The 16,770-nt window shown below is 64.7% G+C and carries 14 protein-coding genes; all 14 read left to right on the top strand.

The window, feature by feature from the left end; translation table 11 throughout:
- The first annotated feature begins 68 nt into the window (after positions 1-68).
- The 14 genes from ACVN9Z_RS13465 (at position 69) to ACVN9Z_RS13530 (ending at position 16,600) form a co-directional block, all read left to right on the top strand.
- Complete coding sequence (locus ACVN9Z_RS13465; protein ID WP_006389210.1) at positions 69-695, top strand: NADH-quinone oxidoreductase subunit C; 627 nt, start codon at positions 69-71, stop codon at positions 693-695.
- A 3-nt stretch (positions 696-698) separates the two neighbouring features.
- The gene (locus ACVN9Z_RS13470; RefSeq protein WP_006389211.1) at positions 699-1,955 is read left to right on the top strand and encodes an NADH-quinone oxidoreductase subunit D; all 1,257 of its coding nucleotides are present in this window, start codon (positions 699-701) and stop codon (positions 1,953-1,955) included.
- Between the two features lie 46 nt (positions 1,956-2,001).
- Positions 2,002-2,496 (top strand): NADH-quinone oxidoreductase subunit NuoE, encoded by a 495-nt coding sequence (nuoE, locus tag ACVN9Z_RS13475; protein WP_006389212.1) that lies wholly within the window; start codon positions 2,002-2,004, stop codon positions 2,494-2,496.
- Positions 2,493-3,860, top strand: a complete 1,368-nt coding sequence (gene nuoF / locus ACVN9Z_RS13480) for an NADH-quinone oxidoreductase subunit NuoF (protein ID WP_006389213.1) — start codon at positions 2,493-2,495, stop codon at positions 3,858-3,860. Before nuoE ends, nuoF begins: the two co-directional genes overlap by 4 nt.
- Positions 3,861-3,875: 15 nt before the next feature.
- A complete protein-coding gene (gene nuoG / locus ACVN9Z_RS13485) occupies positions 3,876-6,203 on the top strand; it encodes an NADH-quinone oxidoreductase subunit NuoG (protein WP_458213465.1) in 2,328 nt (775 codons plus the stop codon).
- Positions 6,203-7,276 carry an NADH-quinone oxidoreductase subunit NuoH gene (nuoH, locus tag ACVN9Z_RS13490; protein ID WP_006389215.1) on the top strand — a complete coding sequence of 358 codons (1,074 nt, stop codon included), beginning with the start codon at positions 6,203-6,205 and terminating at the stop codon, positions 7,274-7,276. The genes nuoG and nuoH overlap by 1 nt, the downstream gene beginning before the upstream one ends.
- Before the next feature lie 21 nt (positions 7,277-7,297).
- Positions 7,298-7,786: an NADH-quinone oxidoreductase subunit NuoI gene (nuoI, locus tag ACVN9Z_RS13495; protein ID WP_006389216.1), complete on the top strand. Its 489-nt coding sequence runs from the start codon at positions 7,298-7,300 to the stop codon at positions 7,784-7,786.
- A 17-nt stretch (positions 7,787-7,803) separates the two neighbouring features.
- Positions 7,804-8,454, top strand: a complete 651-nt coding sequence (locus ACVN9Z_RS13500) for an NADH-quinone oxidoreductase subunit J (RefSeq protein ID WP_020924742.1) — start codon at positions 7,804-7,806, stop codon at positions 8,452-8,454.
- On the top strand, positions 8,451-8,759 hold the full coding sequence (nuoK, locus tag ACVN9Z_RS13505; protein WP_006217969.1) for an NADH-quinone oxidoreductase subunit NuoK: 309 nt from the start codon (positions 8,451-8,453) through the stop codon (positions 8,757-8,759). Before ACVN9Z_RS13500 ends, nuoK begins: the two co-directional genes overlap by 4 nt.
- A gap of 17 nt (positions 8,760-8,776) precedes the next feature.
- A complete protein-coding gene (gene nuoL / locus ACVN9Z_RS13510) occupies positions 8,777-10,813 on the top strand; it encodes an NADH-quinone oxidoreductase subunit L (protein ID WP_047992184.1) in 2,037 nt (678 codons plus the stop codon).
- Complete coding sequence (locus ACVN9Z_RS13515) at positions 10,810-12,312, top strand: NADH-quinone oxidoreductase subunit M (protein WP_047992185.1); 1,503 nt, start codon at positions 10,810-10,812, stop codon at positions 12,310-12,312. Before nuoL ends, ACVN9Z_RS13515 begins: the two co-directional genes overlap by 4 nt.
- A gap of 9 nt (positions 12,313-12,321) precedes the next feature.
- Positions 12,322-13,806 (top strand): NADH-quinone oxidoreductase subunit NuoN, encoded by a 1,485-nt coding sequence (nuoN, locus tag ACVN9Z_RS13520; protein ID WP_006389222.1) that lies wholly within the window; start codon positions 12,322-12,324, stop codon positions 13,804-13,806.
- A 12-nt stretch (positions 13,807-13,818) separates the two neighbouring features.
- The gene (locus ACVN9Z_RS13525) at positions 13,819-14,148 is read left to right on the top strand and encodes a DUF2818 family protein (RefSeq protein ID WP_024068076.1); all 330 of its coding nucleotides are present in this window, start codon (positions 13,819-13,821) and stop codon (positions 14,146-14,148) included.
- Positions 14,149-14,365: 217 nt separating this feature from the next.
- Complete coding sequence (locus ACVN9Z_RS13530; protein ID WP_458213466.1) at positions 14,366-16,600, top strand: TonB-dependent receptor; 2,235 nt, start codon at positions 14,366-14,368, stop codon at positions 16,598-16,600.
- Positions 16,601-16,770: the final 170 nt, after the last annotated feature.

Genomic DNA, 16,770 nt, shown 5'->3' on the forward strand with positions numbered 1-16,770 from the left:
CCGCGGCCGCCGCAAACGCCGCCGCAGGACCCCGCGAAACAGCGTATCGGTTCACCTAAGCGTACAAGATGATGACCAGGCTCGAAACCCTGAAAAACAATTTGCAGACCACCCTCGGCGCGGACATCGCGCTGACCGAGGCGCTGGGCGAGCTGACGCTCGAAGTGCCCGCGGAGCAGTGGTTCTCCGTCTGCAACAAGCTGCGCACCGAAGCCGGCCTGCGCTTCGAAATCTGTATCGACCTCTGTGGCGTCGACTACCTCACCTGGGGCAACGGCACGCGCCAGCTGCCCGAGGAAGCCAACGCCAAGGTGCACCGCGCGCGCTTCGCCGTGGTCGCGCACCTGCTTTCGGTCGAGAACAACTGGCGCCTGCGCGTGCGCACCTGGGCGCCGGACGACGAATTCCCGATGGTCGCCTCGCTGATGGAATGCTGGCCGGCCGTGGGCTGGTTCGAGCGCGAGGCGTTCGACCTGTACGGCATCGTCTTCGAAGGCCACCCCGACCTGCGCCGCATCCTGACCGACTACGGCTTCATCGGCCACCCGTTCCGCAAGGACTTCCCGCTCTCCGGCACCGTCGAAATGCGCTACGACCCGGAACAGAAGCGCGTCATTTACCAGCCCGTCACGATCGACCCGCGCGAGATCACGCCGCGCGTGGTGCGCGAAGACACCTACGGCTTGGGACGTTGAATCATGGCAGAAATCAAGAACTACACGCTCAACTTCGGCCCGCAGCACCCGGCCGCCCACGGCGTGCTGCGCCTGGTGCTCGAGCTGGACGGCGAAGTCATCCAGCGCGCCGACCCGCACATCGGCCTGCTGCACCGCGCCACTGAAAAGCTGGCCGAGCACAAGACCTACATCCAGGCGCTGCCCTACATGGACCGCCTGGACTACGTGTCCATGATGTGCAACGAGCACGCCTACGTCATGGCCATCGAGAAGCTGCTGGGCGTCGAAGCCCCGCTGCGCGCGCAGTACATCCGCGTGATGTTCGACGAGATCACGCGCCTCTTGAACCACCTGATGTCGCTGGGTTCGCACGCGCTGGACGTGGGCGCCATGGCGGTGTTCCTGTACGCCTTCCGTGAACGCGAAGACCTGATGGACTGCTACGAAGCGGTCTCGGGCGCGCGGATGCACGCGGCCTACTATCGTCCGGGCGGCGTCTACCGCGACCTGCCGGACACCATGCCGCAGTACGGCGAGACCAGCAAATACCGTGGCGAGAAGGAAGTGCGCGTCATGAACGACGCGCGTTCGGGCTCGCTGCTGGATTTCATCGAAGACTTCACCAACCGCTTCCCCGCCTGCGTCGACGAGTACGAAACCCTGCTCACCGACAACCGCATCTGGAAGCAGCGCCTGGTCGGCATCGGCGTGGTCGATCCCGATCGCGCCAAGGCGCTGGGCTTCACCGGCCCGATGCTGCGTGGCTCGGGCGTGGCCTGGGACCTGCGCAAGATGCAGCCCTACGAAGTCTACGACCTGCTCGATTTCGACATCCCCGTCGGCGTCAATGGCGACTGCTACGACCGCTACCTGGTCCGCATCGCCGAAATGCGCGAGAGCAACCGCATCATCCGCCAGTGCGTGGAATGGCTGCGCAACAACCCGGGCCCGGTCATGATCGAGAACCACAAGATCGCCCCGCCCAAGCGCACCGCCATGAAGACCAACATGGAAGAGCTGATCCACCACTTCAAGCTCTTCACCGAAGGTTTCCACGTGCCCCCGGGCGAAGCGTTTGCTTCGGTGGAGCATCCCAAGGGCGAGTTCGGCATCTACCTGGTGTCGGACGGCGCCAACAAGCCGTACCGCCTGAAGATTCGGGCCCCCGGCTTTGCCCACCTGCAATCGCTGGACGAAATGTCGCGCGGTCACATGATCGCCGACGCCGTCACCATCATTGGTACGCAGGACATCGTTTTCGGCGAGATCGATCGCTGATCCGCCAGACAGTCACGAGCACGCCCGCATAACCCGGATTCAAACTATGCTGCTTTCCGAACAGGCCTACCAGAAAATCGACCGAGAACTCGCCAAGTTCCCGGCCGACCAGCGGCAGTCCGCCATCATGGCCTCTCTTGCCATCGCGCAGGAAGAGAAGGGCTGGTTGGCTACCGACATCATCGAAGATGTAGCGAACTACATCGGCGTCCCGCCCATCGCGGTGCAGGAAGTCGCCACCTTCTACAACATGTTCGACGTCAAGCCCGTCGGCAAGACCAAGATCGCGGTCTGCACCAACCTGCCCTGTGCCTTGCGCGACGGCGAACGTGCGGGCGACTACCTCAAGCGCAAGCTGGGCGTGGACTATCGCGAAACCACCGCCGACGGCCAGTTCACCCTGGTCGAGGGTGAGTGCATGGGCGCCTGCGGCGATTCCCCCGTGCTGATCGTGAACAACAAGCATATGTGCGTGCGCATGACCGAAGAGAAGCTGGACGCGCTGGTCGCGGCCCTCAAGGCGCAAGGAGAGTCGGCATGAACGCGCCGGACATCTACAAGCAGTTCGCGCAGGGCCTGGAGCCCAACCCGCTGAACGACCTGTCCAATTCGATGTGCCTGCACGGCCGTCACATCAAGCCGCAGATCATGGCCGACGTCGACGGCGCCAACTGGCGCCTGGCCGACTACGTCAAGCGCGGCGGCTACGAAGCCCTGCGCAAGATCCTCACCACCGGCATGAAGCCGGAAGACGTGATCGCCGAAGTCAAGGCGTCGGGCCTGCGCGGCCGCGGCGGCGCGGGCTTCCCGACCGGCCTGAAGTGGAGCTTCATGCCGCGCGCCTTCCCGGGCCAGAAGTACCTCGTCTGCAACTCGGACGAAGGCGAACCGGGCACGTTCAAGGATCGCGACATCCTGCGCTTCAATCCGCACATCGTGATCGAAGGCATGGCGATCGCCGCCTACGCGATGGGCATCAGCGTAGGCTACAACTACATCCACGGTGAAATCTTCGAAGTCTACGAGCGCTTTGAAGAGGCCCTGGAAGAGGCGCGCGCCGCCGGCTTCCTGGGCGACAGGATCCTGGGTTCGGAATTCAACTTCCAGCTGCACGCGTTCCACGGCTATGGCGCCTACATCTGTGGCGAGGAAACCGCGCTGCTGGAATCGCTGGAAGGCAAGAAGGGCCAGCCGCGCTTCAAGCCGCCGTTCCCGGCCAGCTTCGGCCTGTACGGCAAGCCCACCACCATCAACAACACCGAAACCTTCGCGGCGGTGCCCTGGATCATCCGCAACAGCGGCCAGGCCTACCTCGAAGTCGGCAAGCCCAACAACGGCGGCACCAAGCTGTTCTCGATCACCGGTGACGTCGAGCGTCCCGGCAACTACGAGATCCCGCTGGGCACCCCGTTCTCGACCCTGCTGGAACTGGCGGGCGGCATGCGCGGCGGCAAGAAGCTCAAGGCCGTGATCCCGGGCGGTTCGAGCGCCCCGGTGCTGCCGGCCGACATCATGATGGAAACCACGATGGACTACGACGCCATCGCCAAGGCGGGTTCCATGCTGGGTTCGGGCGCCGTGATCGTCATGGACGAGACGCGCTGCATGGTCAAGTCGCTGCTGCGCCTGTCGTATTTCTATTTCGAGGAAAGCTGCGGCCAGTGCACGCCGTGCCGCGAAGGCACCGGCTGGCTGTACCGCATGGTGCACCGCATCGAAAACGGCCACGGCCGTCCGGAAGATCTGGACATGCTGGACAACGTGGCGGGCAACATCATGGGCCGCACCATCTGCGCCCTGGGTGACGCCGCCGCCATGCCCGTGCGTGGCTTCCTCAAGCATTTTCGCGACGAATTCGCGCACCACATCGAGCACAAGTCGTGTGTGGTTCCGCAATATCTGTAGGTCTCAGGAACAGCAATGGTTGAACTAACCGTCGACGGCAATACGGTAGAAGTGCCCGAGGGCAGCATGGTGATGCATGCGGCCCAGAAAGTCGGGCTTTACGTGCCGCATTTCTGCTACCACAAGAAACTGTCCATCGCGGCCAACTGCCGCATGTGCCTGGTCGAAGTGGAAAAGGCGCCCAAGGCGCTGCCCGCCTGCGCCACCCCCGTGACGAACGGCATGGTCGTGCACACCTGCTCCGAGAAGGCTCGCGCCGCTCAGAAGTCGGTGATGGAATTCTTGCTCATCAATCACCCGCTCGACTGCCCGATCTGCGATCAGGGCGGCGAATGCCAGCTGCAGGACCTGGCCGTGGGCTACGGTGGCTCTTCCTCGCGTTACCAGGAAGAAAAGCGCGTGGTGTTCCACAAGGACCTGGGCCCGCTGGTTTCCGCCGAGGAAATGAGCCGCTGCATCCACTGCACCCGCTGCGTGCGCTTCGGCCAGGAAATCGCCGGCGTCATGGAACTGGGCATGCTGGGCCGCGGCGAGCACTCCGAGATCACCTCGTTCGTGGGCCGCTCGATCGAATCCGAACTGTCGGGCAACATGATCGATATCTGTCCGGTGGGCGCGCTGACCTCCAAGCCCTTCCGCTACAGCGCCCGCACCTGGGAACTGGCCCGTCGCCGTTCGGTCAGCCCGCACGACAGCCTGGGCGCCAACCTGGTGGTCCAGGTCAAGGGCGACCGCGTCATGCGCGTGGTGCCGTTCGAGGACGAAGCCATCAACGAATGCTGGATCAGCGACCGCGACCGCTTCTCGTACGAAGGCCTGAACAGCGAAGACCGCCTGGCCGCGCCGATGATCAAGGGCACCGACGGCAAGTGGCAGGAAGCCTCCTGGGCCGACGCCCTGGCCGCCGTGGCCCAGGGCCTGTCGCGCGTGCGTGACAGCTTTGGCGCCGGCCAGATCGGCGCCCTGGCGTCGGAATACGCCACCACCGAGGAATACGCGCTGCTGGGCCGCCTGGTCCGCGCGCTGGGTTCCGAGAACATCGACTTCCGCCTGCGCCAGACCGACCCGGCGTTCGACGCCGCGCTGACCGGCGCGCCGTGGCTGGGCATGCCCATCGCCGAACTCGACAACCTGGACCGCGTCCTGGTGGTCGGCTCGTTCCTGCGCAAGGACCACCCGCTGATGGCCCAGCGCCTGCGCCAGGCCGCCAAGCGCGGCACGCAGATCCTGATGGTCGACAGTGCCGCCGACGATCCCCTGATGCCGGTCGCCGGCCGCCTCACCGTGGCCCCGTCCGAGCTGCCGCGCGCCCTGGCCGAAGTGGCCGTGGCCCTGGCGCAAGCCAAGCAAGCCGCGGTGCCGGCCGAGTTCGCCTCGGTCACCCCGGGCGAGAACGCCAAGATCATCGCCGCCAGCCTGGCGTCGGGTTCCAACGCGGCCGTGCTGATGGGCAACCTGGCCGTGGCCAGCGCCCAGGCCTCGACCCTGGCCGCCAACGGCCGCGCCGTGGCCGACCTGGCCGGCGGCAAGTTCGGCTTCCTGACCTCCGGCGGCAACACCGTCGGTGGTTACCTGGCCGGCGCCATCCCGGGCAAGGGCGGCAAGAACGCCGCCGCCATGCTGGCCGAACCGCTCAAGGCCTACGTGGTGCTGCACGCCGAGCCGCTGCTGGATGCCGACAACGGCCAGCAGGCCATCGCCGCGCTGCGCGGCGCGCAGTTCGCCGTGGCCCTGACGCCTTACCGTTCGGCCGCCGCCGAATGGGCCGACGTCATGCTGCCGGTGGCGCCGTTCACCGAGACCTCGGGCACGTTCGTCAACGCCCAGGGCCTGGCCCAGAGCTTCAAGGGCACGGTCGCGCCGTTCGGCCAGACCCGTCCGGCCTGGAAGGTCCTGCGCGTGCTGGGCAACGTCCTGCACCTGGCCGGCTTCGATGACGAAACCTCCGAGTCCGTGCGCGATGCCGCGCTGGCCGGTGGCGTCGAAGGCCGCCTGTCCAACGACATCAAGGCGCCGCTGGGCCTGGGCCAGCCCCTGACCGGGCTTGAACGCGTCGCCGACGTGCCGATCTACCGCAGCGACGCCATGGTGCGCCGCTCGGAACCGCTGCAGGCCGCGCCGGCTTCGAAGCAGCCCGCCGCGCGCATGAACGGCAACACGCTCACCAGCCTCGGCCTGACCGCCGGCGTCAAGGTGCGCGTGACGGGCGGGCAGGGCGCTGTCGAGCTCGAGACCGTGCAGGACGACGCCGTGGCCGATCGCGCCGTGCGCATCGCCGCAGCCTTTGAAAATACCGCAGCCCTGGGTGGCGCATTTGGTCAACTCAGCGTGGAGCGTGCCTGATGGAATGGCTCAATGTTCTTGAAAGCCACGGAACGGCATTGCTCGGTCCGACGGTCTGGATGGTTCTCTGGACGATCATCAAGATCGTGGTCATCGCCGTGCCCATCATCCTGTGCGTCGCCTACCTGACGTACTGGGAGCGCAAGATGATCGGCGCCATGCACGTGCGCATGGGCCCGAACCGCGTCGGTTTCAAGGGGCTGCTGCAGCCGTTCGCCGACGTGTTCAAGCTGCTGACCAAGGAAGTCGTGGTCCCCAGCCAGGCCAACAAGGTGCTGTTCGTCGTGGCCCCCGTGGTCACGCTGATGCCGGCCCTGGCCGCCTGGGCGGTGGTGCCGTTCGGCCCCGACGTGGTCCTGGCCAACGTCAACGCCGGCCTGCTGTACATCATGGCCATCACCTCGATCGGCGTGTACGGCGTGATCGTCGCCGGCTGGGCCTCGAACTCCAAGTACGCGTTCCTGGGCGCGCTGCGCGCCTCGGCCCAGATGCTCTCGTACGAACTGGCCATCGGCTTCGTGCTGGTGACGGTGCTGCTGGTGTCCGGCAGCCTGAACATGTCCGAGATCGTGCATGTGCAGAACCGCGGCTGGTTCGCCGACAAGGGCCTGACGTTCCTGTCCTGGAACTGGCTGCCGCTGCTGCCGCTGTTCGTGATCTACGTGATCTCGGCCGTGGCCGAAACCAACCGCCACCCGTTCGACGTGGTGGAAGGCGAATCGGAAATCGTGGCCGGCCACATGGTCGAATACTCGGGCATGGCCTTCGCGCTGTTCTTCCTGGGCGAATACGCCAACATGATCCTGCTGTCGTGCATGGCCTCGATCATGTTCCTGGGGGGCTGGGCTTCGCCGATCGACATCGCGCCGCTGACCTGGATCCCGGGTTGGATCTGGCTCGGTCTCAAGACGTTCGTCGTGGTTTCGTTGTTCGTGTGGTTCCGCGCGTCGTTCCCGCGTTACCGCTACGACCAGATCATGCGTTTGGGTTGGAAGATCTTCATCCCGCTGACCGGTGTTTGGCTGGTCATTGTGGCGATCTGGATGCAGACGCCCTGGAACATTTGGCGCTAAGCCGCCAGGCAGAGGCAGGATATGGAAGCGATCAAAGATTTCTTCGGCAGCTTGATGCTGGCCGAACTGCTCAAGGGCATGCGCCTGACGGGCAAGTATTTCTTCAAGCGCAAGGTGACCTTGCGCTACCCGCAGGAAAAGACGCCGACCTCGGCGCGTTTCCGCGGCCTGCACGCGCTGCGCCGCTACCCCAATGGGGAAGAGCGCTGCATCGCGTGCAAACTGTGTGAAGCCGTGTGCCCCGCGCTGGCCATCACCATCGAGTCGGACCAGCGTGACGACGGCACCCGCCGCACCACGCGCTACGACATCGACCTGACCAAGTGCATTTTCTGCGGCTTCTGTGAGGAAAGCTGCCCCGTGGACTCGATCGTGGAAACGCACATCCACGAATACCACGGCGAAAAGCGCGGCGACCTGTATTTCACCAAAGACATGCTGCTCGCCGTGGGCGACCGCTACGAAGCCGAAATCGCCCGCCGCCGGGCCGAAGACGCTCCCTACCGTTGAGCCCAGGGTCCTGATCCATGACTTTTACCACTGTCCTGTTTTACATACTGGCCGCCGTGCTGGTGATCGCGGCGTTCCGCGTGATCACCGCGCGCAGCCCGGTCACCGCCGTCCTGCACCTGATCCTGGCGTTCGCCAACGCGGCCATGCTGTGGATGCTGCTGGGCGCCGAGTTCCTCGCGCTGCTGCTGGTGCTGGTGTACGTGGGCGCCGTGATGGTGCTGTTCCTGTTCGTCGTCATGATGCTCGACATCCGCATGGATGCGCTGCGCCAGGGCATGAAGACCTACCTGCCGCTGGGCCTGGTGATCGGCCTGGTGATGGTGCTGGAAATGGCCTTCGTGCTGGGTTCGACCTGGTACGGCGCGGGCCCGCAGGCCCCGGTCGCCGGCGACTACAACAACGCCCGCGCCCTCGGTGAAGCGATGTACACGCAGTACATCTACGCCATCGAAGTCGGCGCCGCGCTGCTGCTGGTCGGCATGGTTGCCGCCATCGCGCTGACCCTGCGCCGCCGCCGCGACGTCAAGTACAACGACCCGGTCGCTGCCGTCCGCGTGCGCTCGAAGGACCGCTTCCGCATGGTGAGCATGCCCGCCCAGAGCGAGCGCGCCCAGGCCCAGAACGGCACCGCCGCGCCCGCCGCGCCCCAAGGAGAAAAACAATGACGCTGACGCTGGCCCATTACCTGATCCTGGGGGCGATCCTGTTCGCCATCGGGATCTTCGGCATCTTCCTGAACCGCCGCAACCTGATCATCCTGCTGATGTCCATCGAGCTGGTGCTCCTGGCTGTCAACATGAACTTCGTGGCGTTCTCCAGCTGGTTCGGCGACACCGCCGGCCAGGTGTTCGTGTTCTTCATCCTGACCGTGGCCGCCGCGGAAGCGGCGATCGGCCTGGCCATTTTGGTGCTGCTGTTCCGCAACCTGAACACGATCAACGTTGACGAACTCGATCGCCTGAAGGGCTGACGGGGTATTGGAAGAAAATGTCTAGCTCACCCAATCTCTACCTGCTCATCGCGCTGGCGCCGCTGGCCGGAGCAATCCTCGCGGGCCTTTTCGGCACCGGGTTCCTGGGCCGTCCGATCGGCCGTCGCGCCTCGCACGTCATCACCATCCTGGGCGTGCTCATCTCCGCCATCGGTTCGGTGGTGGTGCTGGGCGACGTGCTCAACGGCCTGCGCTTCGACGGCGCGGTCTACACCTGGAGCCTGATCGGCCAGACCAAGCTGGAAATCGGCTTCCTGATCGATCCGCTGTCGGCCATGATGATGGTCGTGGTGACCTCGGTGTCGCTGATGGTGCACATCTACACCATCGGCTACATGGCCGACGATCCCGGTTACCAGCGCTTCTTCTCGTACATCTCGCTGTTCACGTTCTCCATGCTGATGCTGGTGATGTCGAACAACATGGTGCAGCTGTTCTTCGGCTGGGAAGCGGTGGGCCTGGTGTCGTACCTGCTGATCGGTTTCTGGTACACCCGCCCGACCGCGATCTTCGCCAACATGAAGGCGTTCCTGATCAACCGCGTCGGCGACTTCGGTTTCGTCCTCGGCATCGGCCTGCTGTTCGCCTACGCCGGCACCATGCACTACGGTGAAGTGTTCGCCCAGGCCGACAAGCTGTCCAAGCTGACGCTGCCCGGTTCGGACTGGATGCTGCTGACCGTGGCCTGCATCTGCCTGTTCATCGGCGCCATGGGCAAGTCGGCGCAGGTGCCCCTGCACGCCTGGCTGCCCGACTCGATGGAAGGCCCGACCCCGATCTCCGCGCTGATCCACGCCGCCACCATGGTGACGGCCGGCATCTTCATGGTCGCGCGCTTCTCGCCGCTGTTCGAGCTGTCGGACACCGCGCTGTCGTTCATCATCGTGATCGGCGCCATCGGCGCGCTGTTTCTGGGCATCCTGGGCATCATCCAGAACGACATCAAGCGCGTGGTGGCGTATTCGACGCTGTCGCAGCTGGGCTACATGACCGTCGCGCTGGGCGCCTCGGCCTACTCGGTGGCGATTTTCCACCTGATGACGCACGCGTTCTTCAAGGCGCTGCTGTTCCTGGGCGCGGGCTCGGTCATCATCGGCATGCACCATGACCAGGACATCCGCAACATGGGCGGCCTGCGCAAGTACATGCCCATCACCTGGATCACCTTCCTCTTGGGCACGCTGGCCCTGGTCGGCACGCCGTTCTTCTCGGGTTTCTACTCGAAGGAACACATCATCGAAGCGGCCGGCGCCGCCCACGTCTGGGGCGCCAGTTTCGCCTACTACGCCACGCTGATCGGCGTGTTCGTGACCTCGCTGTACTCGTTCCGCGTGTACTTCCTGGTCTTCCACGGCAAGGAACGCTTCGACACCAGCGACCACGGTCATGGCCACGGCCACGACGCGCACGGCCATGACGACCATGGCCACGACGACCATGGCCACCACGGCGGCAAGCCGCACGAGTCGCCCTGGGTCGTGACCCTGCCGCTGATCCTGCTGGCGATCCCGTCGGTGCTGATCGGCGCCTGGGCGGTGGATCCGATGCTGTTCGGCAAGTTCTTCAACGGCGTGATCACGGTGCTGCCGCAGCATCCCGCCATGCACGAACTGCATGAAGAATGGCACGGCTGGGTCGCCTTCGGCCTGCACGCCTTCCAGACCCTGCCGTTCTGGCTGGTCGTGGCCGGCGCGGTCATCGCCTGGTACTGCTACCTGATCAACCCGAAGGTCCCGGCCGCGATCAAGTCGAGCCTGTCGGGCGTCAACAAGGTGCTTGAGAACAAGTACTACGTCGACTGGATCAACGAGCAGATCATCGCCCGCGGCCTGCGCTGCCTGGGCCGTGGCCTGTGGCAGACCGGCGACCGCGGCATCATCGACGGCCTGCTGATCAACGGCAGCGCCCGCGTGGTGGGCTGGGTGTCGGCGATCAGCCGCCACCTGCAGTCCGGCTTCATCTATCACTACGCGTTCGCGATGATCATCGGCATCATGGCGCTGGTGACTTTCTTTGTGCTGATTCCCCAATGATGGCAAGCGAGATGGCATCCAACACTTTCCCCTGGCTCACGCTTGCGATCTTTGTCCCGATCGTATTCGGCCTGCTGGTGCTGGCGGTGGGCCGTGACGACCGTCCCGGCCTGACGCGCGGCCTGTCGCTGATCGGCTCGATCGCCGGCTTCCTCGTCACGATCCCGCTGTACACCGGGTTCGACTCCAAGACGGCTGCCATGCAGTTCGTCGAGAAGACCTCCTGGATCGAAGCCTTCAACGTCAACTACCACCTGGGCGTGGACGGCATTTCGCTGTGGTTCGTGCTCCTGACCGCGTTCATCACCATCATCGTGGTGCTGGCCGGCTGGGAAGTCATCACCAGCCGCGTGTCGCAGTACATGGCCGCCTTCCTGATCCTGTCGGGTCTGATGGTGGGCGTGTTCTGCGCGCTGGACGGCATGCTGTTCTACGTGTTCTTCGAAGCCACGCTGATCCCGATGTACATCATCATCGGCGTCTGGGGCGGACCGAACCGGGTGTACGCGGCCTTCAAGTTCTTCCTCTACACGCTGATGGGCTCGCTGCTGACGCTGGTGGCGTTCATCTACCTGTGGAATGCCTCGGGCGGTTCGTTCGACATCCTGACCTGGCAGCAGACCAAGCTGGGCTACACCCCGCAGATCCTGATCTTCGTGGCGCTGCTGGCGGCCTTCGCCGTCAAGGTGCCGATGTGGCCGGTGCACACCTGGCTGCCGGACGCCCACGTCGAGGCGCCCACGGGCGGCTCCATCGTGCTGGCCGCGATCATGCTGAAGCTGGGCGCCTACGGTTTCCTGCGCTTCTCGCTGCCGATCGCGCCCGACGCCTCGCACAGCCTGGCCGGCCTGATGATCACGCTGTCGCTGATCGCCGTGATCTACATCGGCCTGGTGGCGATCGTGCAGGACGACATGAAGAAGCTGGTGGCCTATTCGTCGGTCGCCCACATGGGCTTCGTCACCCTGGGTTTCTTCATCTTCAACACGGCCGGCGTCGAAGGCGCCATCGTGCAGATGATCTCCCACGGCTTCGTTTCGGGCGCCATGTTCATGTGTATCGGCGTGCTCTATGACCGCATGCACTCGCGCCGCATCGCCGACTACGGCGGCGTGGTCAACGTGATGCCGCGCTTCGCCACGTTCTTCATCCTGTTCTCGATGGCCAACAGCGGCCTGCCGGCCACCAGCGGTTTCGTCGGCGAGTTCATGGTGATCATGGGCGCGGTCGAGCACAACTTCTGGATCGGCCTGCTGGCGGCCACCGCGCTGATCCTGGGCGCTTCGTATTCGCTGTGGATGGTCAAGCGCGTGGTCCTGGGCGACGTCGCCAACGACCACGTCCGCGAGCTGACCGATATCAACCGCCGCGAATTCGTGATTCTTGGCGTGATGGCGATCGCCGTGCTGTACATGGGGATCTATCCCAAGCCCTTCACCGACGTGATGCACGTGTCGGTCGAGGCCCTGCTGCAACACGTTGCCGTCTCGAAACTGTAAGACAAGACAATGATGCAATCCCAAATCGATTTCGCCCTGGCGACACCGGAAATCCTCCTGCTGGTTTTCGGCCTGGCTATCCTGCTCGTCGACGCGGTCAGCAATCACCCCGAGCGCAAGCCGACGTTCCTGCTGACCATGCTGGCGCTGGGCGTGCTGACCGTGGTGTCGGCGCTGCAGTGGAAGAACGGCGTCACGGGTTCGACCTTCAACGGCCTGTACGTCACCGACGAGCTGTCGCACCTGCTCAAGATCGCCTCGTACATCGCGGTGGCGGTCACGCTGGTCTACGGCCGCGTCTACGCCCAGTTGCGCGACATGATGCGTGGCGGCGAACTGTACGTGCTGACGCTGTTCGCCCTGCTGGGCCAGATGGTGATGATCTCGTCGGGCAACCTGATCTCGATCTACCTGGGCCTGGAGCTGATGTCGCTGGCGCTGTACGCGCTGATCGCGCTGCGTCGCGACAACGTCGTCGCCACCGAAGCCGCCATGAAGTACTTCGTGCTGGGCGCGCTGGCCTCGGGCTTCCTGCTGTACGGCATGTCGATGGTCTACGGCGCCACCGGTCACCTGGACCTGGCCGAAGTCTCCAAGGTCATCGCCGCCGGCAAGGCCGAGAAGCTGGCCCTGGTGTTCGGCATCGTGTTCCTGGTTTCGGGCCTGGCGTTCAAGCTCGGCGCCGTGCCGTTCCACATGTGGGTGCCGGACGTCTACCAGGGTTCGCCGACCGCGGTCACGCTGATCCTGGGCGGCGCGCCCAAGCTGGCGGCCTTCGCCATCACGCTGCGCCTGCTGGTCGACGGCCTGCACGGCCTGGCGGCCGATTGGCAGCCGATGCTGATGATCCTGGCGGTGCTGTCGCTGGCCATCGGCAACCTGACCGCCATCGCGCAGACCAACTTCAAGCGCATGCTGGCCTACTCGACCATCTCGCACATGGGCTTCGTGCTGCTGGGCCTGATGTCGGGCTCGGTGGCCGGCAAGCCGGAACTGGCGTCCGCCGCCTACGGCGCGTCGCTGTTCTACATGCTGACCTACGTGCTGACCACGCTGGCCAGCTTCGGCATCGTGCTGCTGCTGTCGCGGCAGGGTTTCGAGTGCGAGCACATCGACGACCTGAAGGGCCTGAACCGCCGCAGCCCGTGGCATGCCGCCATCGTGCTGCTGCTGATGTTCTCGCTGGCCGGCATCCCGCCGCTGGTGGGCTTCTACGCCAAGCTGGCGGTACTGCAGGCGCTGGTCAGCGCCGGCCACGTCACGCTGGCCGTGATCGCGGTGCTGTTCTCGCTGATCGGCGCGTTCTATTACCTGCGCGTGGTCAAGGTCGTGTACTTCGACGAGCCGGCGGCCGATGCCGCCCCGATGTCGGCCACCTGCGGCCAACGCGGCGTGCTGTCGGTCAACGGCCTGCTGATCCTGGTGCTGGGCCTGTTGCCCGGCGGCCTGATGGCCCTGTGCGTGCAGGCCATCCGCAGCTCGCTCAGCCTGTAAGCGGAACGGGCGATGAACCAGACCCTGGCGGTATGGCTCCTGATCGCGCTGGCCCTGGTCAGCGCGAACCTGCCTTTCCTGACGGAGCGCGTGTTCGCCGTGCTGCCGTGGAAGCAGGGCGGGGCCGAGGCCGTCAAGCCGTTCTGGATGCGCCTGGTCGAAGTGCTGGTGTTCTACCTGATCGTGGGCGCCCTGGGCTTCACGTTCGAGTCCGTGCTGGGCAATCGCTTCGCGCAGACCTGGGAGTTCTACGCCATCACGTTGAGCCTGTACCTGGTGCTGGCTTATCCGGGGTTCGTGTATCGCTATCTCTTCAAGCGCCATCCCCGCCTGCGGACCTGAACCGCCCGCCACGCCTTCGCAGTACCTGCCAAACGCCCCGCAAGGGGCGTTTTGCTTATGCGTGACAGTGTTGCCGTCGATTGCCGTTTTCGTGGCGAAATGGCATCACACCGCACCACTCTCGCGTTACCGCGTCCGATTTCCGGGCACGGCCTGAACTCGATCAGCTTTCCAATACAGAATCGCAACCTGTCATAAACAGGAATGCTTGTCATGCATGTTCTGGAGGTTGATGGTGAAGCACGAAGACTCGTATGCATTGAATACCCTGGCCAGTTCGCTGGCTGCCGCGGTGGCGGTTCCCGCACTGTTCATCAGCCCCTATGCGCTGGCGCAGTCCGGCGCCCATGGCGTCACGCAGCTGGCGCCGGTGGAAGTGGAGGGCGAGGATTCGCCCTACCAGCCCGATGCCGCGCAGTCGCCCAAGATGACCGCGCCGCTGCTGGACACGCCGCGTTCGGTGCAGGTGGTGCCCAAGCAGGTCATGTCCGACCAGTCCGCCAGCTCCTTGCAGGACGTGCTGCAGAACTCGCCGGGTATCACCTTCGCTGCTGGCGAAGGCGGGCGCGCCGGCGGCGACCTGCCCGTCATCCGCGGCCAGAATGCCGCCAGCAGCCTGTTCCTGGACGGAATGCGCGATGCCAGCATGCAGGCGCGCGACACCTTCAACCTGGAACAGGTCGAGATCATCAAGGGGCCCGATTCGGTCTATTCCGGCCGCGGCGGGGCGGGCGGCAGCATCAACCTGGTCAGCAAGGCGCCCAAGGCCAAGGATGCCACCGAGGTCACGGGCCAGATCGGCACCGATCGCAACTACCGGGGAAGCGTCGACAGCAACTGGCGGCTGGGCGAAAAATCCGCTTTCCGCCTGAATGTCATGGGCACCAAGGGTGACGTGCCGGGCCGCGACAGGGCGGTGAATTTCGAGCGTTGGGGCGTGGCGCCGTCGCTGATGCTGGGGATGGGCACGCCGACCCGCATCACGCTGAGCTACTACCACTACCAGAACGACAGCATGCCGGACTACTCCATCCCCTACGACCCGCGAGTGGGTCTGCCGGTCACGGAGACCCTGGGGATCAGCCGCAAGAACTTCTACGGCCTGGCCGAACGCGACTTCATGAAGACGCGCGATGGCATGGCCACCGTCGATTTCCAGCACGATTTCTCCGACAAGCTCACGCTGCGCAACGTGGTTCGATATGGCCGCGAAACCGCCGATTACCTCGCCACCCAGCCCGACCTCACGCTCGCAAACCTGCCCGCGGGGCTCGTGGACCGGCCGGCCTACGGCAGGTACTACACCACCAAGGCATTCGCGAACCAGACCGACCTGAGCGGCGAGTTCCTGACCGGCGCCATCAAGCACGGGTTCGACCTGGGCTTCGAGTACACCAGCGTGAAGCAGACCATGGCCTATACCAACGACCAGGTCCTGTCTTCGGATGGCGTCACCAAATGCCCGGCCGATCTGGCGCAGACCTCGCTGCGCAATCCCGATCCGAACGTGGCCTACCCTTGCCGCACCGCCCGCAGCTGGCCGGCTCCCTACGCCACCGACACCCTGGCGCTATACGGCTTCGACACCCTCAAGTTCGACGAACAATGGCAGGCCAGCGTCGGCTTGCGCTGGGACAATTACCGCACCAGCGGCCACGACAAGAAAAAGCAGGGCTACAGCCGCACCGACAATCTGTTCAACTACCAGTTGGGCCTGGCCTACAAGCCCGTGCCCCAAGGCACGATCTATGCGTCCTATGGCACGTCGTCCACGCCGTCCGCGGTGGCGGGTGCCACGGCTTCCGACATTCTCAGGAAAAGCTCGGACGAGGCGGCGGCGCCGGAAAAAAGCCGTTCGGTCGAGGCGGGCGTCAAGTGGCTGGTCCTGGATGAACGCCTGACGCTGACGGGCGCGGTGTTCCAGGATACGCGCCGGAACACCAACATCGAGGTGTTGCCGAACGAATACGAGCAGGCGGGCCAGACCCGCGTGCGCGGCATCGAACTGGGCTTCTCCGGTTCCATCACGCCGGCATGGAACATCTATGGCGGCTATACCTTCCTGGACAGCAAGCTGATCCGGGGCGGACGGAAGGACATCGGCGCCGAGGGCCAGGATCTGCCGAACACGCCGCGCAATGCGTTCAGCCTGTGGTCCACCTACAAGGTGCTGCCTGAACTGACGTTGGGCGGCGGCGCCTACTATGTCGACAAGGTCTACGGCAACGCCGACGCGGGCGTCGATGCCAGCGGTGCGCCCAAGGCGCGCTGGGTGCCGTCGTACTGGCGCTTCGATGCGATGGCCAAGTACAAGTTCAGCTCCCACCTGGCGTTGCAGCTCAATGTCCTGAACGTGTTCGACCAGACTTTCTACACCCGGGCCAGGCCGAAGAACCACGCCGCGCTCGGCACGGGCAGGGCGGCGCTGCTGTCCGTGAGACTGCGCTACTGAGCGGGACCCTTCAAAAAAACCACCTTCGCGGTGGTTTTTTTGAAGGCAGGAGTGACGGCCGGATCCGTTCGGATCCCTTGCGGATTCAGCGAGGTTTCAGGGAATACCCCCGTTATATACAAAGCCACATCAATGAAGTTCTCTTAACTTGTGTTGTTTTTTTCCCGACT

It is taken from the genome of Achromobacter sp. KK8 (assembly GCF_054188005.1).

Coding starts and splice junctions, on each gene's coding strand:
- ACVN9Z_RS13465 (WP_006389210.1), top strand. CDS start 69: ATGATGACCAGGCTCGAAACCCTGAAAAACAATTTGCAGACCACCCTC.
- ACVN9Z_RS13470 (WP_006389211.1), top strand. CDS start 699: ATGGCAGAAATCAAGAACTACACGCTCAACTTCGGCCCGCAGCACCCG.
- nuoE (WP_006389212.1), top strand. CDS start 2,002: ATGCTGCTTTCCGAACAGGCCTACCAGAAAATCGACCGAGAACTCGCC.
- nuoF (WP_006389213.1), top strand. CDS start 2,493: ATGAACGCGCCGGACATCTACAAGCAGTTCGCGCAGGGCCTGGAGCCC.
- nuoG (WP_458213465.1), top strand. CDS start 3,876: ATGGTTGAACTAACCGTCGACGGCAATACGGTAGAAGTGCCCGAGGGC.
- nuoH (WP_006389215.1), top strand. CDS start 6,203: ATGGAATGGCTCAATGTTCTTGAAAGCCACGGAACGGCATTGCTCGGT.
- nuoI (WP_006389216.1), top strand. CDS start 7,298: ATGGAAGCGATCAAAGATTTCTTCGGCAGCTTGATGCTGGCCGAACTG.
- ACVN9Z_RS13500 (WP_020924742.1), top strand. CDS start 7,804: ATGACTTTTACCACTGTCCTGTTTTACATACTGGCCGCCGTGCTGGTG.
- nuoK (WP_006217969.1), top strand. CDS start 8,451: ATGACGCTGACGCTGGCCCATTACCTGATCCTGGGGGCGATCCTGTTC.
- nuoL (WP_047992184.1), top strand. CDS start 8,777: ATGTCTAGCTCACCCAATCTCTACCTGCTCATCGCGCTGGCGCCGCTG.
- ACVN9Z_RS13515 (WP_047992185.1), top strand. CDS start 10,810: ATGATGGCAAGCGAGATGGCATCCAACACTTTCCCCTGGCTCACGCTT.
- nuoN (WP_006389222.1), top strand. CDS start 12,322: ATGATGCAATCCCAAATCGATTTCGCCCTGGCGACACCGGAAATCCTC.
- ACVN9Z_RS13525 (WP_024068076.1), top strand. CDS start 13,819: ATGAACCAGACCCTGGCGGTATGGCTCCTGATCGCGCTGGCCCTGGTC.
- ACVN9Z_RS13530 (WP_458213466.1), top strand. CDS start 14,366: ATGTTCTGGAGGTTGATGGTGAAGCACGAAGACTCGTATGCATTGAAT.